This window comes from Ruegeria sp. ANG-R (genome assembly GCF_000813985.1).
In the GTDB taxonomy this organism is placed as follows: domain Bacteria; phylum Pseudomonadota; class Alphaproteobacteria; order Rhodobacterales; family Rhodobacteraceae; genus Ruegeria.
The window spans coordinates 1,190,195-1,210,041 of sequence record NZ_JWLJ01000001.1; the positions used below are offsets into that span (position 1 = coordinate 1,190,195).

General features: G+C 59.1%; 17 protein-coding genes. 11 read left to right on the plus strand and 6 right to left on the minus strand.

The genetic code is table 11. The features are described 5' to 3' along the window. Positions 1–31: 31 nt before the first annotated feature. The 3 genes from RA27_RS05910 (at position 32) to RA27_RS05920 (ending at position 2,578) form a co-directional block, all read left to right on the plus strand. The gene (locus RA27_RS05910; protein ID WP_152610647.1) at positions 32–925 is read left to right on the plus strand and encodes a PfkB family carbohydrate kinase; all 894 of its coding nucleotides are present in this window, start codon (positions 32–34) and stop codon (positions 923–925) included. Beyond that, positions 922–1,836 (plus strand): pseudouridine-5'-phosphate glycosidase, encoded by a 915-nt coding sequence (locus RA27_RS05915; protein ID WP_039535786.1) that lies wholly within the window; start codon positions 922–924, stop codon positions 1,834–1,836. The genes RA27_RS05910 and RA27_RS05915 overlap by 4 nt, the downstream gene beginning before the upstream one ends. Before the next feature lie 64 nt (positions 1,837–1,900). Continuing rightward, on the plus strand, positions 1,901–2,578 hold the full coding sequence (locus RA27_RS05920) for a DUF502 domain-containing protein (protein ID WP_039535788.1): 678 nt from the start codon (positions 1,901–1,903) through the stop codon (positions 2,576–2,578). Here RA27_RS05920 and RA27_RS05925 read toward each other — a convergent pair whose 3' ends face one another. Together RA27_RS05925 and RA27_RS05930 are read right to left on the minus strand one after the other, a co-directional pair. Further along, positions 2,579–3,604 carry a patatin-like phospholipase family protein gene (locus RA27_RS05925; protein ID WP_039535790.1) on the minus strand — a complete coding sequence of 342 codons (1,026 nt, stop codon included), beginning with the start codon at positions 3,602–3,604 and terminating at the stop codon, positions 2,579–2,581. A gap of 58 nt (positions 3,605–3,662) precedes the next feature. Then, entirely contained in the window at positions 3,663–4,436 is a 774-nt protein-coding gene (locus tag RA27_RS05930) for a 3-hydroxybutyrate dehydrogenase (protein ID WP_039535792.1), read from the minus strand. A 293-nt stretch (positions 4,437–4,729) separates the two neighbouring features. On the opposite strand from RA27_RS05930, the gene RA27_RS05935 reads away from it, so the two are divergent. Beyond that, positions 4,730–6,559, plus strand: coding sequence for an extracellular solute-binding protein (locus RA27_RS05935; RefSeq protein WP_039535794.1), 1,830 nt, complete (start codon positions 4,730–4,732; stop codon positions 6,557–6,559). Positions 6,560–7,230: 671 nt separating this feature from the next. Beyond that, positions 7,231–7,467, plus strand: coding sequence for a hypothetical protein (locus RA27_RS05940; RefSeq protein WP_052265182.1), 237 nt, complete (start codon positions 7,231–7,233; stop codon positions 7,465–7,467). Here RA27_RS05940 and RA27_RS05945 read toward each other — a convergent pair. Beyond that, positions 7,456–8,079, minus strand: coding sequence for an XRE family transcriptional regulator (locus RA27_RS05945; protein WP_039535795.1), 624 nt, complete (start codon positions 8,077–8,079; stop codon positions 7,456–7,458). The two genes, RA27_RS05940 and RA27_RS05945, sit on opposite strands and share 12 nt — an antisense overlap. Positions 8,080–8,144: 65 nt before the next feature. Between RA27_RS05945 and RA27_RS05950 the strand changes: the two genes are divergently transcribed. The 5 genes from RA27_RS05950 to RA27_RS05970 all read left to right on the plus strand — a co-directional run bounded on the left by RA27_RS05950 (position 8,145) and on the right by RA27_RS05970 (position 13,994). Beyond that, positions 8,145–9,662 carry a class I adenylate-forming enzyme family protein gene (locus tag RA27_RS05950; protein WP_039535797.1) on the plus strand — a complete coding sequence of 506 codons (1,518 nt, stop codon included), beginning with the start codon at positions 8,145–8,147 and terminating at the stop codon, positions 9,660–9,662. Next, on the plus strand, positions 9,659–10,318 hold the full coding sequence (locus RA27_RS05955) for a DsbA family oxidoreductase (RefSeq protein WP_039535799.1): 660 nt from the start codon (positions 9,659–9,661) through the stop codon (positions 10,316–10,318). Before RA27_RS05950 ends, RA27_RS05955 begins: the two co-directional genes overlap by 4 nt. Before the next feature lie 73 nt (positions 10,319–10,391). Then, positions 10,392–11,600 (plus strand): MFS transporter, encoded by a 1,209-nt coding sequence (locus RA27_RS05960; RefSeq protein WP_039535801.1) that lies wholly within the window; start codon positions 10,392–10,394, stop codon positions 11,598–11,600. 55 nt (positions 11,601–11,655) lie between these two features. Continuing rightward, positions 11,656–13,320, plus strand: coding sequence for a tetratricopeptide repeat protein (locus RA27_RS05965; protein WP_039535802.1), 1,665 nt, complete (start codon positions 11,656–11,658; stop codon positions 13,318–13,320). Next, positions 13,317–13,994: an SH3 domain-containing protein gene (locus tag RA27_RS05970; RefSeq protein WP_039535803.1), complete on the plus strand. Its 678-nt coding sequence runs from the start codon at positions 13,317–13,319 to the stop codon at positions 13,992–13,994. Before RA27_RS05965 ends, RA27_RS05970 begins: the two co-directional genes overlap by 4 nt. A gap of 2 nt (positions 13,995–13,996) precedes the next feature. Here the strand turns inward: RA27_RS05970 and RA27_RS05975 are convergent, their stop codons facing one another. The 3 genes from RA27_RS05975 to RA27_RS05985 all read right to left on the minus strand — a co-directional run bounded on the left by RA27_RS05975 (position 13,997) and on the right by RA27_RS05985 (position 18,670). Then, positions 13,997–14,569, minus strand: a complete 573-nt coding sequence (locus RA27_RS05975; protein ID WP_206539982.1) for a class I SAM-dependent methyltransferase — start codon at positions 14,567–14,569, stop codon at positions 13,997–13,999. 99 nt (positions 14,570–14,668) lie between these two features. Next, positions 14,669–18,121 (minus strand): transcription-repair coupling factor, encoded by a 3,453-nt coding sequence (gene mfd / locus RA27_RS05980; protein WP_039537055.1) that lies wholly within the window; start codon positions 18,119–18,121, stop codon positions 14,669–14,671. Between the two features lie 24 nt (positions 18,122–18,145). Continuing rightward, the gene (locus RA27_RS05985) at positions 18,146–18,670 is read right to left on the minus strand and encodes a hypothetical protein (protein ID WP_039535806.1); all 525 of its coding nucleotides are present in this window, start codon (positions 18,668–18,670) and stop codon (positions 18,146–18,148) included. A 120-nt stretch (positions 18,671–18,790) separates the two neighbouring features. Here RA27_RS05985 and hemB point away from each other — a divergent pair, with 120 nt between their 5' ends. Then, positions 18,791–19,789 (plus strand): porphobilinogen synthase, encoded by a 999-nt coding sequence (gene hemB / locus RA27_RS05990; RefSeq protein WP_039535808.1) that lies wholly within the window; start codon positions 18,791–18,793, stop codon positions 19,787–19,789. Positions 19,790–19,847: the final 58 nt, after the last annotated feature.

Consider the following 19,847-nt stretch of genomic DNA (forward strand, 5'->3'; position numbering starts at 1 on the left):
CCCGCGCCGGGGCTGCGGCATGACACGAGATATGACTCAGAACAGCGAAATCCTGTGTATCGGATCGGTCCTGTGGGACGTGATCGGACGGTCTGCCAGCGCAATGCGGCAGGGATCGGATGTACCGGGGCGGATCACCCGCCTGCCCGGCGGCGTCGCGATGAACATCGCAATGACGCTGGTACGCTTCGGAATGACCCCCACGCTGCTGACCGCAATCGGGCGCGATCCCGAAGGGGATGAGTTGGTCCACGCCTGCGCGCGGTTGGGAATGGTCACCGAGCACATCTACCGTTCGCAAGACCTGCCGACCGATCGGTATATGGCCGTCGAAGGCGCCAATGGCCTGATCGCAGCCATCGCCGATGCGCATTCGCTTGAGGCCGCAGGCGCCAAAATACTGCGCCCTCTGATGCATGGTCCGCTCGGGTTCGAGAACACGCCCTTCGAAGGCCCCATCGCGCTGGACGGCAACCTGACCCTGGACCTGCTGGAAGAAATCGCGCAAAGCCCTGCCTTTGCCCGCGCCGACCTGCGCGTGGCCCCCGCATCACCCGGCAAGGCGGAACGGCTGCTACCGTTTCTGAAACACGCCCGCGCGACGCTTTACGTGAACCTCGAAGAGGCTGGCTTGCTTTGCCAGCGCGAGTTCACAGACTCAGAGAGCGCAGCCAAGAGTCTTCTTGATCGCGGCGCCTTGCGCGTGCTTGTAACCGATGGTGGCAACTCGGCCACCGTTGGCAGCGCGGAAAGTGTTCTGACGCAAAAACCGCCTTCCGTTCTGGTCACCCGCGTAACAGGCGCGGGCGATACCTTCATGGCAGCCCATATCGCGGCCGAGGCAGGCGGCGCAGATGACGAAGCCGCTCTGGCCCGTGCCCTGCACGCTGCGGCCACCTATGTTTCCGGAGAAACCCCACTGTGATCGACATTCAATATTCTGCCGAGGTTCGCGCCGCAAAAGATGCGGGTCTTCCCATCGTAGCGCTGGAAAGCACCATCATCACCCACGGGATGCCCTACCCTCAGAACATCGAGGTGGCTGCTGAGGTCGAGCAAGACATTCGCGACGCAGGTGCAGTTCCCGCAACAATTGCCGTGATCGACGGTGTGCTGAATGTTGGTCTCGAGCCGGGGCAGCTCAAGGCACTTGGTCAGGCACAGGGCGTTGCCAAGCTGTCCCGGGCCGATATGGCGGCCTGCCTGGCAACAGGCGGCACCGGGGCCACCACCGTCGCCGCCACCATGATTGCCGCGCATCATGCGGGTATCGAGGTCTTCGCTACCGGCGGCATCGGTGGCGTGCATCAGGGCGCCGAGACGTCGTTCGATATCTCTGCTGACCTGCACGAGCTTGCGCAAACGCCGGTTAGCGTTGTCGCGGCCGGTGCCAAAGCCATTCTAGACTTGGCCAAGACGCTTGAGGTTCTCGAGACGCTGGGCGTGCCCGTGATCGCACACGGTCAGGACGAGTTTCCCGCTTTCTGGTCGGCAAAATCTCCGCTCGCCGCGCCCTTGCGGATGGACAGCGCGGCTGACATCGCGCGAGCCCATGCTACCCGTCGCGCGCTGGGCCTGCCCGGCGGTCAATTGATCGCGAACCCGATCCCAAAGGCCGATCAGATTCCGGCCGAGGAACTGGCTCCGATCATCGCATCTGCACAAGCAGATGCCGAGACCCACAGGATCACCGGCAAGGGCGTTACCCCCTATCTGCTGCAGCGTATCTACGAACAGACCGAAGGGCGTTCCCTGATCGCCAATATCGCTCTGGTTCGCAACAACGCGCGCCTCGCAGCGGAAATCGCAAAGGCGCTGGTCAGCACTGCCCAGTGATATGAGCCTATTGTACCACGGCATCCGACTGCTTAACTAATCCCGCAAACCACTCAGGACCGCAATGAATACGCCGTTTGACGAAGAACCACATCGCCGCCCCGGTCTTCTGTCCGGCCTGCGGGCTTCATTTCTGACGGGCATCGTTGTTATTGCTCCGATCTGGCTGACCGTCTGGCTGATCTGGTCGGTTGTGGGCTGGATCGACAGCGCCGTCCTACCGCTGGTGCCGCACCAGTTCCGCCCTGCCGAATATGTGGGCATCAACCTGCGTGGGGTTGGCGTCGTCATCTTCCTGATCTTCACGGTTATCGTCGGTTGGGTCGCCAAGGGCATTCTGGGTCGTTCCCTGATTCACTTCGCCGAAAGCCTGGTTGACCGGATGCCGGTCGTTCGCTCGGTCTATTCCGGCATCAAGCAGATCTCGGAAACGGTCTTTGCGCAGACCGAACGCTCTTTCGAAAAAGCCTGTCTGATCCAATATCCGCGCAGGGGAATCTGGGCCATCGGCTTTGTGTCAACCACCGCCCGGGGCGAAGTCAGCGATCGTGCCGAAACGGGTGGCGAATTACTTAGCGTCTTTGTTCCGACAACTCCGAACCCCACTTCGGGATTCCTGCTGTTCTTCCCGGCCGAGGATGTGCTTTTGCTGGACATGTCCATAGAAGACGCAGCCAAACTGGTGATTTCAGCGGGACTTGTGTACCCCAACGAAAAAGACCCGACACAGCCGCCGGAATAGTCAACCAAACATTGCCGGCAGATCGACGGTACTGCATTCCCCCAAATCGTCCTTATGAGCGTGCAGGAACTTGTCCGCAGCAGAGCGACCGGCCTGTTTCAGCCTGTTCAAGACAACCGGGTTCGGGAACGTCTTCGTCGCCGCAGACAGATCATTCATCAACTCATCATCTGCGATCATGTGAACCAGTACCCGGCTCATCTCGCCCGCCTTCAGCTTGCCTTCCCGCAGCAGCCGCTGAACGAAGTTGATCGCCCGCAGTTCACGAAACAGGGATGAGTTAAAACTGATCTCGTTAATCCGGTTCTGAATCTGCTGCGGCGTTTTAGGTACTTCATCCCGTTCCAACGGGTTAATGTTCACAATCACCACGTCATCTGGAAGGTCGCCGCCGAACAGAGGATAGAGCGCCGGATTGCCGGTGTAACCTCCATCCCAATACGCCTCGGTCCGACCAGATGCCGGATCGAAAATCTCAACCGCCTGAAACAGGTTGGGCAAACAAGCCGACGCCAGAATAGCATCGGTCGATAACTCGTCGCCTGTGAACACCCTGATCTTTCCACTGCGCACACAGGTCGCACAAACGAAAAGCCCCGGCCCCTCATCCGCGCATATCTCATCAAAGTTGAACTTGTCGACGACCGGCTCCAGCGGATTGCGATAAAACGGCCCGTAGGCATAAGGCGACACCAACCGCGACCATGTCTTGGCCATCGAATACGGCAGCGAATACTCCAGCGCCCGCGCGATATGGGCGGGTTCGATGCCCCGCATCCAATGGGCAATCCGCATGTCACCAACCGCGCCCATGCGCTTCCACAACCCGTCAAGACAGGCCCGCGCACCTTCCCGCCCCGCGTGCACCATACCGGATTTGAAAGCAGCGCCATTCAAGGCGCCGGCCGAGGTTCCGGTGATTGCCGCAACCTCGACATCCTCTTCGTCCAACAGTCGGTCCAGAACACCCCAGGTGAACGCACCATGCGCCCCGCCACCCTGCAAAGCCAGATTGATACGTTTCACGACCCGAGCCTCTTTTGCTGTTCCAAATCAGTTCGGGGTGTGGAGCCCCCGAGTTTTCCTAGAGGGCCGTCCACCCGCCATCGACCGATATAGTCGTTCCGGTAATCTGCGCCGCTGCGTCCGAGCACAGGAAGATTGTTGTTCCACCCAACTGCTCGACAGTGGCGAATTCCTTGGACGGCTGCCGTTCCAGCAGAACATTCTTCACCACATCCTCGCGGCTCATGTTGTATTCTTTCATCGTATTGGGAATCTGCGCCTCGACCAGCGGGGTCAGCACGTATCCCGGACAGATTGCGTTGCAGGTGATCGGTTCCTGCGCAGTCTCCAGCGCGACGGTTTTGGTCATCCCGACAACACCGTGCTTGGCCGCGACATATGCCGCCTTGAAGGGTGAGGCCGTCAATCCATGAGCCGAGGCAATATTCACGATCCGACCCCATCCGGCCGCCCGCATCATCGGCAACGCAGCCGCCATCGTGTGGAAAGCCGAGTTCATGTTGATCGCAATGATCGCGTCCCATTTGTCGACAGGGAACTGATCGATTGGAGACACGTGCTGAATACCCGCATTGTTCACCAGAATGTCGCAAGCACCCGCCTGCTCGATCAGGGCGCGGCATTCATCGCCCTTCGACATATCCGCCTTGATGTATCGCGCATTGGTCCCGGTCTCTTGCCCGATTTCGGCGGCCAGTGCGTGATCCTCATCCCGATCGGTGAATGAATTCAGAACGACATCTGCGCCGGCCTTGGCCATCTCCCGCGCGATGCCCAATCCGATCCCTGAATTTGACCCCGTAACAATGGCCGTTTTTCCCGACAAGCTCATGACCGATCTCCGTCCTGATTTGATTTCGGGCACACAGTGCCATGCTGCACCTGCAAAGGAAACGGGGAATGATCCGACGCGTGCGTCCCTGCGGTTCTTGCCAAAAAAAACGCCCGCACGAAGCGGGCGTTAAGTTATTGAGGCAGGTTTCATACAGGCAAGAAACCTATCGAGCAGTGCATCCTTTATAAGCAATTCCGCGCCTTCGTCCAAGCTAAAAGTTTGATAATAAGAAAAATCATGGCTACGGTGAATCCCAAATAAAATAAGGCCAGAGCAGGATTGTTTCCAAAATGAGCCCCGATTATCTTCGCCCCGTTCGTCCTGCGATTGCGGGAATCGCTTCCATTTTGGCCGCCTCGCTGGCCTCGGCAGAATCGGCCCATGGCATAGCTATGTACGGGCAGCCCGCCCTACCACCGGATTTTGTGTCGCTACCCTACGCAAACCCTGACGCGCCGAAAGGTGGCAAGGTCGTGTTCGCAAACACCGGCGGCTATAACAGCCTGAACCCGTTTGTACAAAAAGGCACCTCCCCTTGGCAGTTGCGATTTTGGACCCATGAAAGCCTGATGGGTCGGTCCTGGGACGAACCTTTCACTCTTTACGGGTTGTTAGCCGAATCAGTTGAGGCAGCTCCGGACCGGTCCTGGGTCGAGTTTACCCTGCGTGAAAACGCCCGATTCTCGGACGGGTCTCCGGTCACGGTTGACGATGTGATCTGGTCATATGAAACGCTGGGCACAGAAGGCCACCTTCGATATCGCGGCTTGTGGGGAAAGATCGACAGTATTGAACAGACCGGCCCGCGGAGTGTCCGGATCACCTTTAACGAACCTGATCGTGAACTGGCACTGATCGCCGGATTGCGCCCGATTCTGCAGAAGGCGCAGTGGGAAGGGAAAGACTTCGCCGATGCCCAGTTGCATGACATCCCCGTCGGCTCGGGGCCTTACGTCATCGACGACTACGAAGCCGGGCGTTACGTGAATCTGCGACGCAATCCCGACTATTGGGGCACGGACATCCCCTATCGCAAGGGCACGATGAATTTTGAAGATATGCGCATCGAATTCTATGGCGACGGCACGGTCGCTTTCGAAGCCTTCAAAGCCGGTGAGCTATCTGCAGTGCGCGAGTTCAACGCGGATAAATGGAACACGCAGTACAACTTTCCGGCGGTTCAGCGCGGGGATGTCGTTAAGACGGAAATCCCGCATCAGAAGCCCTCGGGCATGACAGGGTTCGCGATGAACACGCGTAAGGCTCCGTTTGACGACTGGCGCGTGCGCGAGGCGCTGACGCTGGCGTTTAACTTCGAGTTCATCAACGACACTATTACCGGCAGCGCACAACCCAGAATTACCTCGTATTTCTCGGGCTCCGAATTGGGAATGAAACCCGGCCCGGCCTCCGGTCGCGTCGAGGACCTTCTTCAGCCATACGCAGCCGAATTACCGCCTGGCACACTGGAGGGATATGAACTGCCCCAAGGCGATGGAACCGAACGCAACCGCCGCAGTATTCGCAAGGCGCTCGGACTTCTGGAAGAGGCAGGCTGGACAGTTCAGGATGGCCTGCTGCGCAATGCAGATGGTGAGCCATTCCGCATCGATCTGGTCATCAGCCAGGGCAGTCTTAACGTCGTGCAGGATGTCGGCGTGATAGCGGAAATCTATGCGCGGGCTCTGGAACGCCTTGGAATTCAACTGACGGTTGAAAAGGTCGACGATGCGCAGTACACCGCGCGTATTGATGCGCAAGACTTTGACATGACCCCGTTTCGCCGCGCACTCTCGCTGTCGCCGGGCAACGAACAGCGTCTCTATTGGGGGAGCGAAAATGCCGACGCGCCGGGGACACGGAACGTAATGGGGTTGTCCTCACCTGCTGTGGACGGCTTGATTGATGAGATGTTGGCCTCGGATAGCCACGAGGATTTTGTCGCCGCCACCCGCGCGCTGGATCGTGTGCTGACCGCCGGTCGTTATGTCATCCCGATCTGGAGTTTTGATATCGGTCGTATCGCCCATGTCAAAGAGTTGAAGTACCCCCAAACCCTGCCAATCTACGGCGACGGACCCGAATATATGCCTCAGGTCTGGTGGTATCAGGATGAATAGTCCCGCTGTTCTGCTTTATATCATCGTAAGCACGCGCGGCGGTTTTTAACCAACGGTTGCCCCGCACCGCGAACATGTCCGTGCGCCCTTACGCAGTATACCCCGCAGCAGACCGTGGATGCCGGAGCCGTCGTGCATAATCGGCTCGCCGATTCTATACGCCGCTGAAACGCAGCACAGGACCGCCTCATACCCACGGTTCGCGGAAATTATCGCAGCCGCGAGCCTGCTTTTTGTGGTTCTCGGCGAAATTTGGCGCAAACCCGAGACGCACCAGTGCTTGTATAAGACGACATTCCCTCCCCCTACCGGTACGCATCATCAACAAGTTTTGCTAGTCCGGCCAATATTATCTCAAGTGGCTTTACGGACACATTCGCGGGGATTACCTTGCACATATTGCGATGTTCTTCTTAATGCGGAAAATTTCTGTATTTATTCGGGCACATAATACTCAAATGGCTATCGAAGCCCGAGGAATAACGGACCGGCCGCCACTCACTTACAAGCAGGTCCGTAGGCCCGTTGCGGTATCGCCGCAGCGGGTTTTTTGTTCTCAGAGAATTCCGCGAAGACCTGCGACATTTTGTCATGTCCGCCACAGCGCCCCACTCTCCGTACGCTGAGGTGGGGAGAGCAATCCTGAAACCTGAAAAAAGGAACGCTCGCAGATGTTGAACTGGGCTGATCTGACGCAAGACTGGGGCGCGTCATACGCGCGTGCAAAGCGCAGGTTTCCGAACCTGCGTGATCGTGACATGGCGCGCGTGAGGGATGACCGCAATCAGTTCGAAGCCTATTTGGCCGAACGCCACCATCTGACCGTGAATGAAGCCCGGGAAGAACTTGAGGATTTCCTGTTCACCGAGGGCCTGAACCGCGAGGCGCGTCAATCCTTAGGTAAGTGATGTGACCCACAGGATCGTCGCATCCTCATCACTGACCGAAATCACATTGTGTCCCATGCTGCCGTCGTAGTAGGCGCTGTCGCCCCGGCGCATTTCGACGGGTTCGTAGAACTCGGTGAACAGCCGCACCACGCCTGTCAGGACATACAGGAATTCCTCGCCATCGTGACGAACCCAACCATCGAACTCTTCCATTGAACGCGCACGCACGCGGGCGCGGTAAGGCAGCATCTGCTTTTTGGTCAGGGTCTCGGCCAGCAATTCATGTTCATAAGTGGTGGTCGCGTGTGCGGCCCCCTCGCCCATCTTGGTCACCGCCATGCGGCCGATCACCTGATCGCGCTGCGGCGGCGTGAACAGCTGAGGCACCGAAATCTCCAGCCCCGTCGCCAGCTTTTTCAACGCATCGTAGGTCGGTGACATCTGGCCGTTTTCGATCTTGCTGAGTGTCGAACGCGCCAACCCTGCCTGACTGGCGGCCTGTTCCAATGTCCAGTTCCGGGCTTTTCGCAATTCGCGCACCCGCGCGCCAAGGTCGACCGGCTCGAGCTCGGTGTTTGTGCCATTGTCGCGGGCAATTCTGACGATGGATTTATGATCTTTGGTGGTCATGCGTCTTTCTATAGGACCAGCCTGCCACGCTTGCAACGCGCCTCGCGCGGCGATAGCCAGTTCTCATGTTGTCTATCTTTGATCAGGGGCCTCCACCGCCCTGCCCGCGCCCATTCAACCTTGCCGCGCATGTGCTGCGCCATGCACAAAGTTCTGACCGGAAGATCGCCCTATCTGTGCTCGGGCCGGATACGGCAACCGAGTGGACTTACGGCGACCTGCAATCGGCCATCTTGGGAACCGGCACGGGATTACTCCAGAGCGGCCTTGGCGCCGGAGATATCGTTTTGATGCGACTGGGAAACACGGTCGATTTCCCAATCGCCTATCTGGGTGCGATTGCCGTGGGGCTGGTGCCGGTGCCGACCTCGTCACAACTGACCAGCGCGGAAACCGCCAAGATTATCGAAGACCTGAAGCCAGCCGCCATTCTGCGCGATCCCAGCGTAACCTGCGCCCCGAACGCGCATCAGATAACACTGTCCGAACTGGTTCAGATGCGGTCGCTGCCCCCTGCCGCCTTTGATATGGGCGACCCCGAACGGCTGGCCTACGTGGTCTACACGTCGGGTACATCGGGCAAACCCCGTGCGGTGGCTCATGCGCATCGCGCCATTTGGGCACGGCAGATGATGGTCGATGGCTGGTATGGCCTGCTTTCTTCGGATCGTCTTTGCCATGCAGGTGCCTTTAACTGGACCTATACTCTGGGCACGGGATTGATGGACCCCTGGACCATTGGTGCGACAGCTCTGATCCCCGAGCCGGGAACCGGCACTGGCGATCTGCTGAAGCTGCTTAAACAACACCGGGCCACCATCTTCGCCGCCGCACCGGGGGTCTTCCGGAAGATGATGCAAGCTGAGGTTCAACTGAGTCTGCCGGACCTGCGCCATGGCCTCTGCGCCGGAGAAAAGCTTTCGCGGCACCTGCACGAACAATGGGTGCACTCCACCGGAACGGAGCTTTATGAGGCGTATGGCATGTCTGAATGCTCGACCTTCATTTCTTCCAGCCCTTCGCACCCGGCACGCGCAGAGGCGTTGGGCCGGCCTCAGCCAGGGCGTCGAGTGGCCATTCTCGGACCAGAGGGGCCTGTCCCCCAAGGGCAGGAAGGCACCATCGCGGTTCACCGCGCCGATCCGGGCTTGATGCTGACCTATCTAAACGCTCCGCAAGAGGCCGCGTCACGAATGCAGGGGGATTGGTTTCTTACCGGTGATCAGGGGGCAATGGCAGTGGACGGACAAATCACCTATCTCGGTCGCGACGATGACATGATGAATGCGGGCGGCTACCGGGTCTCTCCGGTCGAGGTAGAGGCCGCGCTATCCACCCATCCCGGCATCACGCAGGTCGGTGCCGCTGCGGTTGAGGTCAAACAGGACACATCCGTCATCGCCGCGTTCTATACCGGCCCCGAAGAACTGGACGAAAACGCGCTGCGCACCTATGTGTCCGAGAAACTGGCGCGCTACAAACAACCGCGCGCCTTCGTCCACATGTCTGCCCTGCCGACCGGGGGCAATGGCAAACTCCTGCGCCGCGCCCTGCCGGCCTATTTTAAGGCACGACCCGAATGACCCAAACCGTCAAACTCGATATCATGTCCGATCCGATCTGCCCCTGGTGCTACATCGGAAAAACCCATCTCGACAAAGCTCTGGCCGCCGTGCCGGACCATCCGTTCGTGATCGAATGGCACCCGTTTCAGCTGAACCCCGATATGCCCGGCGCGGGCATGGACCGGCGCGCGTACCTTGAGCGTAAATTTGGCGGCAAGGACGGCGCTGTCCGCGCCTATGCGCCGGTGGTTGAACATGCTGAAAACGCGGGGCTGAAGATCGATTTCGAGGGCATGAAACGCACGCCGAACACTCTGGATGCCCACCGCCTGATCCACTGGGCCGGGATCGAAGACAAACAGAACGCCGTGGTCGATGCGCTCTTCAACGCCTATTTCGTCGAAGCGCGTGATATCGGCGACCATGAGGTTCTTGCCGATATCGCCGACAGCATCGGAATGGACGCCGCCGTTGTGCTCAAACTGCTGCAGTCGGACGCCGACCGAGAGGACATCCGCACCCGCGACACCCATTCCCGCCAGATGGGAGTAAGCTCGGTGCCCACGTATATCGTCGCAAATCAGCACGCTGTTCCGGGTGCTCAACCTCCTGAATTATGGGAAAAAGTGATCTCCGAAATAATGTCTCAACTTGAGGCTTCCCCTGCAGATTAGCACATACCTCTGTGCATTTCTGATCTAGTCCAACCCGTTTTGCCGTGATAGCGCAATCGGGAAGGAGTTCCCCATGACCAATCGCATGTCCCGGGGCGAATTCATTGCGCTGGTCGCGATGATGTTCGCCACGATCGCGTTTTCGATCGATTCAATGCTGCCGGCGCTGCCCGAGATCGGAGCTGAGCTGAGCCCCGGTGATCTGAACAAGGCGCAGCTTATCCTGACGTCGTTTGTACTGGGCATGGGCATTGGCACATTCTTCACGGGTCCGATTTCGGATGCGGTTGGACGCAAACCCGTGATCTATGGGGGCGTTGCGCTTTATATTCTTGCGTCAGCCGTCGCCTGGGCCAGTTCATCGCTCGAGTTGGTCCTGGCGGCACGTATCGTCCAGGGTCTGGGCGCTGCCGGCCCTCGGGTCGTGGCGATGGCAATCATACGCGACCTTTACGCAGGGCGAGAGATGGCCCGCATTATCTCGATCGCGATGATGATCTTTACATTGGTTCCGGCCGGGGCACCGCTGCTGGGCGCGGGCGTTATCGCGCTGGTCGGCTGGCGTGGCATCTTCGTGTCCTTTGTCCTGTTCGCCTCGGTCATCGTGATCTGGATGGCCATGCGGTTGCCCGAATCTCTGGCCCCCGAAAACCGCCGCGCCTTCCGCCTGCCGCTTATAATGGCTGCGGTGCAAGAGATGCTTGCCCACCCTACTGTGCGGCTGTCGATCCTTGTGCAGACGCTTTGCATGGGGATGCTGTTCACCATGCTGACGATGGTGCAGCCGGTCTTTGACGTCATACATGACCGGGCAGAGAGCTTCCCGTTCTGGTTCGGGTTCGTGGCACTGATCTCCGGATCGGCCAGTCTGCTGAACGCGGCGCTGGTCGTGCGCCTTGGCATGAGGCGGATCGTGACCTGGGCTCTGGGCGCACAAATCGTTATCACCGGATGCGTCATCGTCCTGAACATGATGCCTTTGTCCGCGGACGCCTCATTTGCTTTGTTCGTTGCCTGGCAGACCACGGTGTTCTTTATGGCAGGCGTCACGATGGGCAATCTGAACGCGATCGCGATGGAACCGATGGGTCATATCGCCGGCATGGCCGCCTCGGTCATAGGATCGATTGCCACGGTATTGGCCGCAGCGATCGCCGCGCCGGTCGGTTTGTTGTTCGATGGCTCGATCACTCCGCTGACGACCGGCGTGCTGACCTTGTGCGTCCTGGGCTTCGGCCTGATGCTTCATATGGGCCGGATCGAAAACAGACTTCCCGCCTGATCTGTGCAGAGCCATTGAAACGCGCTAACCTTCCCCAATTCGTGGGGAGGGGTTCATGAGCGACTATTACGATCTGGGTACGTATTCCTGTGCCGTCACCACCGCATCACCCGAAGCGCAGCTTTGGTTCGATCGCGGTCTGGTCTGGACCTATGGATATAACCATGACGAGGCCGTTGCCTGCTTCCAGCGTGCAGCCGAATATGATCCCGACTGCGCGATGGCACATTGGGGCGTCGCGTACGCGGCGGGCCCGAATTACAACCTGCCCTGGGATCTGCGCGATGAGCAGGGCCAAACCAGATCTCTGGCCACAGCGTATGACGCCACACAAAAGGCCATGTCCCTTCTGGACCGCTGCACGCCTGTTGAACAGGCTCTGATCCGGGCGCTGCCAGCCCGCTACCCTCAGCGCAATCCGATCGAGGACATGCATACGTGGGACTATGATTTTGCCGACGCCATGCGTGCGGCATTTGCCGAACAGCGCGGCAATCTTGACGTGCGTACGATCTATGTCGAGGCATTGATGAACCTCACGCCCTGGCAGATGTGGGACCTCAGGACCGGGAAACCAGCTGCAGGCGCCGCCACTTTGGAGGCGCAGGACGCCCTGGAAACGGCCATGGCGGATGATCCTGAGGCGATGTCCCACCCCGGCTTGCTGCATCTGTATGTCCACCTGATGGAAATGTCGCCAACACCGGAAAAGGCGCTGAAGGCCGGGGATGTATTGCGCACACTGGTGCCGGATGCGGGGCATCTGGTGCATATGCCAACCCATATCGACGTGCTGTGCGGCCACTATCAAAACGTTGTTTACTGGAATGAAAAGGCGACCGAAGCAGACCTGAAGTATTACGAGCGTGAGGGCGCGTTCAACATTTACACCGGCTATCGGCAGCACAACTATCACTTCACCATTTACGGTGCGCTGTTTCTGGGACAGATGGAACCGGCCCTGCACGCCAATCAGGGACTCTGGGATACCACGCCCGAGGACATGCTGCGTATCGAAAGCCCGCCCATGGCGGATTACTTCGAAAGCTATATGTCCATGGGCCCGCATATCCTGATCCGGTTCGGTCGATGGGAAGAGGCGAAGGCACTGGAGCTTCCCGACGATCCTGATCTTTATCGCACACTGACCGCAACAACGCATTACGCCCGCGCGATCGCGTTTGCCGCGACGGGCCATATCGACGAAGCCGAGGCCGAAGAGAACCTGTTCCTCGCCGCAAAAACCTGTGTCCCCGAAACGCGCAGGCTGCACAACAATCGTGTCATCGACCTGCTGGAGATCGCTACAGAGATGCTGCGTGGCGAGATCGAGTACCGCAAAGGGAATTACGACATCGCCTACGCTCACCTTCGCAGATCGGTCGAACTGGACGATACGCTACCCTATGATGAACCCTGGGGCTGGATGCAGCCCACCCGCCACGCGCTTGGCGCGCTGCTGTTCGAGCAGGGTCACGCCGCCGAAGCCGAGGCGATTTATCGCGAGGATCTGGGCCTTGACGGCTCACTCAGCCGCGCCTCGATCCATCCCGATAATGTCTGGAGTTTGAAGGGCTTGTCCGATTGCCTGAAAGCGCGTGGGGAAACCATAGAAATCAGGCAAATCCAACAGCGCCTCGATCTCGCGCTTGCCCGTGCAGACCGTGCTGTCGGCGCGTCCTGCTTCTGTGCTCAAGCTGCGATGAGAGCCGCCGAATGAGAGCATTGCCCTTGGCTCTGGCCATGCTGACCTGCGGCCCGGCGATGGCACAGCGGCAGTCCTTTCCACCTGAAGACGAGGCCGGGCGTGATCCCGCTTTGCTGGATTTCAGGGCCGAACTGCGCGCGAAGATCGAGGCGCGCGATACCGAAGCCGTCGTGGCCGCCGCCTGCCCGGATATCTATCTTAGCCACGGCAGCAATGGCGGACCTGACGAGTTCCGCACGAACCTGACCGTACCTCCCGAACTGCTGAGCGAAGAATTCAGGGATGAGGCCGACGAACTGCGCGACTCATATTGGGCTGACCTGCAGAACACACTGTCGCAGCCGGGATATTTCGACGATCAGGGTGAGTTCTGGATGCCGGCTCATTGGAGGATCGCCCTGCCCGCTTCCCTTGATCCCTTCACCGCATATTTTGTGGCGGCCGAGCAGGTCTCGCTGCGCCAGACACCATCGCGCAGCGCAGCGATTATAGATCTGATAAGCCATGAGGTGGTCATCGTTCCCGATTACCAGACCGAGGAAACATACCAGAAAATCCGACTGACCGACGGCACGGTGGGTTACATGTACAGCGACTTCCTGACATCCATGGTCGGCTACCGCGCCGCGCTTGTGAAATCCGATGCGGGTGAGTGGCAGATTTGTACCTTCGTGACGGGCGATTGAACTCAGAAACCGCGTGCCAGCCAGACAGTATGCCCGCCACAGTCCGGGTCCTCGATTCGATGATCCACAAGCTCAAAGCCATGTTTGTCCAACAAATCCTCGTATTCGGAAGCGTCGAGACTTGCGTGATACAGAACCTCGCCTTCAAGCTCACCAAGCACCTCGCCATAGGACGGACCACTGGTAAACATCAGAGCCGCGCCCGCAGCAGCATACCGCTTGAATACCTGAAACATCTTGCGTTGATCGTCGGGCGTCAGATGGAAAAAGCTGTTCCACGCCAGAATACCGTGAAACCTCGCATCTAGCTCAAGGCCACGCATGTCCGCGTTCACCCAACGCGCCTGAGGCATATCAGCCTGTGCGCGTTCAAGCATCCGTGGCGAAGTGTCAACGCCGGTTAGCGCACACCCTTTGCCCAAAAGATACCGAGCAACCGGTTGACCTGCACCACAACCCAAATCCAGAACCAGAGGTGCGTCGGGCATCAGGGCGAGGAACCGGTCGAGCCAGTTCCGCTCAAACAGACGCTTGCTCCTGCGCGCTACCCACGCATCTGCATGACGGCGATACATGCTTATAATCTGCTCGGCGTCAGACCCCATATGACTTTGTACCCCAGCCGATCATCATAACAAGCCGCCGGTCGAGTTGGTCCGCAGCAGCACCGGCAACTAGGCTTTCGCCTTCTTCTTCTCGGCCACAACCTTTTCGGCGAGGTCACGCGCGATGGCAAAGGCACCCTTGATCTTGTCGCTGTCCTTCTTCCAGTCGCGGCGCACGACGATCTTGTTGTCCTTGACCTTGGCCAGTCCGCGCTGATTCTGGATGAACTCGACCAGCCCCTCGGGCGAGGCAAACTTGTCATTGTGGAACTGAATTGTTGCCCCTTTCGGCCCGCCATCCAGCTTTGCAATACCCGCCCGTTTGCACATCGCCTTGATACGCACGACCAGCATCAGGGTATTCACCTCTTTCGGCAGCGTACCGAAACGATCGATCAACTCGGCAGCGAAGCCTTCCAGTTCGACCTTGGTCGACAGCGACGACAGGCGGCGATACAGCCCCAACCGCACGTCCAGATCGGGCACGTAATCCTCGGGGATAAGGACCGGCACGCCCAGATTGATCTGCGGTGCCCACTGGTCGTCAGCGTCGCTGAGACCCTCCATCTCGCCAGCCTTGATCTTGGCAATCGCTTCTTCCAGCATGGACTGGTAGAGCTCGTACCCCACATCGCGCATCTGGCCCGACTGTTCCTCGCCCAGCAGATTGCCTGCGCCGCGAATATCCAAGTCCTGAGACGCCAGCGTGAACCCGGCCCCCAGCGTGTCCAATGAGCCCAGAACGCGCAGGCGTTTTTCGGCCGTGGCGGTCAGTTTCTGGCGCGGTTTGGTGGTGAGATATGCATAGGCACGGGTTTTCGACCGCCCCACCCGGCCCCGGATTTGATAGAGTTGCGCCAGACCAAACATGTCTGCCCGGTGCACAACCATGGTATTTGCCGTTGGAATATCCAAACCGCTTTCCACAATCGTCGTTGCCAGCAACACGTCATACTTGCCGTCATAGAACGCGTTCATGCGGTCATCGAGTTCCCCCGCAGCCATCTGCCCGTGCGCAACGACATAGCTCAGCTCGGGCAGTTGTTCTTTCAGGAATTCCTCGATCTCTGGCAGATCCGAGATCCGCGGGACCACATAGAAACTCTGTCCGCCGCGATAATGTTCGCGCAACAGCGCCTCGCGGATCGTCACCGCATCGAATTCACTCACATAGGTGCGGATGGCCAGCCGGTCGATGGGCGGGGTCCCGATGATCGACAGATCCCGCACACCGGTCAGCGACAGTTGCAGCGTACGCGGAATCGGCGTCGCCGTCAGGGTCAGCACATGCACATCCGAGCGCAACTGTTTCAGGCGCTCTTTGTGGCCGACCCCGAAATGCTGTTCCTCGTCGATGATCAGCAGCCCCAGATTCTGGAACCGTATTCCCTTGGCCAGCAGCGCATGGGTGCCGATCACGATATCCACGGTGCCACGCGCCAGCCCGTCGCGCGTTTGTTGCGCCTCTTTCGCCGACACGAAGCGCGACAATTGCCGGACTTCCAGCGGGAAGCCCCGGAACCGTTCCCTGAACGAGGCCGCGTGCTGGCGCGCCAGCAAAGTGGTCGGTGCGACAACGGCAACCTGCACGCCCGACATGGCCGCGACAAAGGCCGCGCGCATGGCGACTTCGGTTTTGCCGAAACCAACGTCGCCACAGATCAGGCGATCCATCGGCGCACCAGAGTGCATATCCTCCATCACCTCGGAAATGGCGCGCAACTGGTCATCGGTTTCCTGATACGGGAAACGCGCGCTGAACTCCTCCCACGCGTGGGGCGGCGGGTCCATGACCGGAGCTTTGCGCAAGGCACGCTCGGCCGCGATGCGGATCAGCTTGTCCGCCATCTCGCGGATGCGTTCCTTCAGCCTGGCTTTCTTGGCCTGCCACGCTCCGCCGCCCAACCGGTCAAGCAAGCCTTCATCATGTCCGTATTTCGACAGCAGTTCGATGTTTTCGACGGGCAGATACAGCTTTGACTGTTCCGCGTATTCCAGAAGCAGACATTCATGTGCAGCGCCGGCGGCGGTGACGACCTCCATCCCCTTGTAGCGGCCGATGCCATGATCGACATGCACCACCAAATCACCGGGGCTGAGGGATTGGGTTTCGGTCAGGAAATTCTCGGCCTTGCGGCGTTTCTTGGGCTGGCGAATGAGGCGGTCACCCAAAACGTCCTGTTCGGCGATCACCGTCAGATCAGGGGTTTCGAACCCATGTTCCAACGCCCAGACCGCCAGATGCAAGCCACGTTTGCCGATCCGGGTGCCGTCGGCGACGGGAACCGCCTCGGCCAGACCCTCATCTTCGATCAACCCGGTCAGACGCTCGCGCGCTCCTTCGGAATATGAGGCGACAAGAACCGGACCCTTGTCCATTTTGTTTTGGATGTGACTCGCTAGCGCTCCGAACAGGCTGACGTTTTCCTGCTGGCGCTCAGGGGCAAAGTTGCGTCCGATCCGCCCCCCCGCATCGATCACACCCGGCCCACTGGCTTGCGGCAGAGGACTGAATTGCAGCACGCGCCGGTCACCCACCGCATCGTCCCATGCAGCATCGTCCAGATAAAGCAATCCGGGCGGGGTCGGCTTGTAAACCGAATCCATGCGCGAACGGTTTTCCAGCGCCAGCTTTCGCGTCTCATACTGATCGGCGATCGTATCCCATCTGGCCAGCCGCGCCGGCGTAACCTGATCATCCAGCGAGATCGTGGCCCCCGGCAGATAGTCAAACAGCGTTTCCAGTTTTTCGTGGAAGAACGGCAGCCAGTGTTCGATGCCCTGATGTTTGCGGCCCGCAGTGACGGCTTCGTAGAGCGGATCGTCAGTGCCGGCTGCGCCGAACTCGATGCGATAGTTCTGGCGGAACCGCGTTATAGCCGCGTCATCCAGAATGACCTCGGACACCGGGGCCAGTTCAACCAGATCAAGTTTCTCGGTCGTGCGCTGGGTGACCGGGTCAAACCGGCGGGCGCCGTCCAGAACGTCTCCGAACAGGTCCAGCCGGACCGGGCCGCTGTCGCCGGGTGGAAAGATGTCGATGATGCCACCTCGGATAGCGTAGTCTCCGGGCTCCATTACCGTGGGGCTTTGGGTGAACCCCATGCGCACCAGAAAGTTCCGCAGCGCGTCCTCGTCTATGCGCTGATCCACACGCGCGGTGAAAGCCGCCTCGCGCAAGACCTCGCGTGCAGGCACCCGCTGCGTCGCCGCGTTCAGTGTGGTCAGCAGCACAAACTGCTGCGGCATCTGATGCACCATTGCCGCCAATGTCGCCACCCGTGCGGCCGAGATATCGGCATTAGGCGAAACGCGGTCATACGGCAGACAATCCCAACCGGGAAACACGAATACAGGCATCTCCGGAGCGAAAAAAGCCAGCGCCGCCCGCGTCGCCTCCATCCGCTTGTCATCGCGCGCGACATGACAGACCGGACCACCCGAGCGGGCAATCTCATTCAGCACAAGCTGCGCGTCAAACCCTTCAGGGGCGCCGCCGACTGTTACGTGGTTCGGAGCCATCATTGCGTTGCCTTTCAGAGACTACTAACCTAGGACACCAATCGAAATGTTCTGATACATTCCCCAGAACGCAGTGATCAAGATGGTGAACATTCCGATGATCTGCGTAAATGTCCGGCATCGTGTCAGCGTTTTCGAAACGTTTTCCACCGTAGCCTCTTGCTGCATCAGCCGGTGGGCTGCCCTGATGTTTATCAGCAGCACGAAACACATAGGAAACAGCAGCAAGAACACTGCCTGAGCGAACTCAACCTCATAAAAGAAACCGAGTATCGCCAGCCCGGTTAAGACAAAACAGCAGATCGCCATTATGAACAAACCCGAGGTTTCAACGATATACAGCAACCGATTCGCATTTATCCGGACGATATCCAGCAGGTCCTGTTCCGACTGCCCCCCCACACGACGCGCGCGTACCACCAGATCGAAGGGCACACCCATCGCCCAGTGACTGGCGGATGACCATAGAACGGCCAATCCGATCCAATACCACAGATTCGAGAAGCTCCGCATATCGATGAGTTCGAAAATCGAAGAGTATATGTCCAAGCGCCTGCCCTTTATTCACCGTCCGCAGGAACCGTCATCGCAGCGATGCGTCCATTGTTACCCTTGAGACCACTGGGAATTCATGCCACCCAAAGCGCAATTGTTCAAGGAGAGTGCGCCATGAAACCCACCATCGCCCCCTATCCCCAGGCCCGGTTCCGCAGAACACGTCAATCCGAAGCGATCCGTGGTCTGGTACGCGAGAACACCCTGACCGTGGATGATTTCATCTGGCCTGTTTTTGTGCGCGATGGCGAGGGCATTGAAGAGCCCGTCCCCTCGATGCCCGGTGTCGTGCGCCGCTCCGTTGATCTGATCGCCAAAGCCGCCGTTGAGGCTCAGGCCCTTGGCATCCCGGCGATCTGTATCTTTCCGTATACCGACCCCGGCCTAAAAACCGAAGATTGTGCCGAAGCATGGAACCCCGAGAACCTGTCGAACCGCGCCATCCGGGCAATCAAGGCCGCCGCTCCCGATTTGGCGGTGATGACCGACGTGGCGCTCGATCCCTACAACATCAACGGCCATGACGGCTATGTGATCGATGGCGAGATCGTGAATGACCAGACGGTCGAGGCGCTGGTGAAAATGACACTGGCGCAAGCCGAGGCCGGAGCCGACATCATCGGCCCGTCCGACATGATGGACGGCCGTATCGGAGCGATGCGCCGCGCGCTTGAGACTGCAGGGCATCAGAATGTCATGATCCTCAGCTATGCGGCGAAATACGCGAGCGCCTTCTATGGTCCGTTCCGCGATGCCGTCGGTGCCTCGGGTGCGCTGACCGGCGACAAGAAGACCTATCAGATGGACCCGGCCAATTCGAACGAGGCCCTGCGTTTGATCGAGCGTGACCTGACTGAAGGCGCGGATATGGTCATGATCAAACCGGGAATGCCGTATCTGGATATTTGCCGCCGCGTGAAGGATAGCTTTGGCGCGCCAACCTACGCCTATCAGGTGTCCGGCGAATACGCGATGATCCAGGCGGCGGCGCAAAACGGCTGGATCGACGGCGAAAAAGTGATGCTTGAGAGCTTGCTGGCTTTCAAACGCGCCGGGTGTGACGGCATTCTGACCTACTTTGCCCCCGAAGCTGCGCGCATCCTGCAGGGCTAACACCTCAGATTGTCGCAATTTTTCGCCGATTTGCTGCGGGCGCAGCACAGCTTTCCCG

Excerpts from the sequence above, each read along its gene's own strand:
- RA27_RS05910 (WP_152610647.1), top strand. The coding sequence starts at position 32 with ATGACTCAGAACAGCGAAATCCTGTGTATCGGATCGGTCCTGTGGGAC.
- RA27_RS05920 (WP_039535788.1), top strand. The coding sequence starts at position 1,901 with ATGAATACGCCGTTTGACGAAGAACCACATCGCCGCCCCGGTCTTCTG.
- RA27_RS05930 (WP_039535792.1), bottom strand. The coding sequence starts at position 4,436 with ATGAGCTTGTCGGGAAAAACGGCCATTGTTACGGGGTCAAATTCAGGG.
- RA27_RS05935 (WP_039535794.1), top strand. The coding sequence starts at position 4,730 with ATGAGCCCCGATTATCTTCGCCCCGTTCGTCCTGCGATTGCGGGAATC.
- RA27_RS05940 (WP_052265182.1), top strand. The coding sequence starts at position 7,231 with ATGTTGAACTGGGCTGATCTGACGCAAGACTGGGGCGCGTCATACGCG.
- RA27_RS05945 (WP_039535795.1), bottom strand. The coding sequence starts at position 8,079 with ATGACCACCAAAGATCATAAATCCATCGTCAGAATTGCCCGCGACAAT.
- RA27_RS05950 (WP_039535797.1), top strand. The coding sequence starts at position 8,145 with ATGTTGTCTATCTTTGATCAGGGGCCTCCACCGCCCTGCCCGCGCCCA.
- RA27_RS05955 (WP_039535799.1), top strand. The coding sequence starts at position 9,659 with ATGACCCAAACCGTCAAACTCGATATCATGTCCGATCCGATCTGCCCC.
- RA27_RS05960 (WP_039535801.1), top strand. The coding sequence starts at position 10,392 with ATGACCAATCGCATGTCCCGGGGCGAATTCATTGCGCTGGTCGCGATG.
- RA27_RS05965 (WP_039535802.1), top strand. The coding sequence starts at position 11,656 with ATGAGCGACTATTACGATCTGGGTACGTATTCCTGTGCCGTCACCACC.
- RA27_RS05970 (WP_039535803.1), top strand. The coding sequence starts at position 13,317 with ATGAGAGCATTGCCCTTGGCTCTGGCCATGCTGACCTGCGGCCCGGCG.
- RA27_RS05975 (WP_206539982.1), bottom strand. The coding sequence starts at position 14,569 with ATGTATCGCCGTCATGCAGATGCGTGGGTAGCGCGCAGGAGCAAGCGT.
- mfd (WP_039537055.1), bottom strand. The coding sequence starts at position 18,121 with ATGGCTCCGAACCACGTAACAGTCGGCGGCGCCCCTGAAGGGTTTGAC.
- hemB (WP_039535808.1), top strand. The coding sequence starts at position 18,791 with ATGAAACCCACCATCGCCCCCTATCCCCAGGCCCGGTTCCGCAGAACA.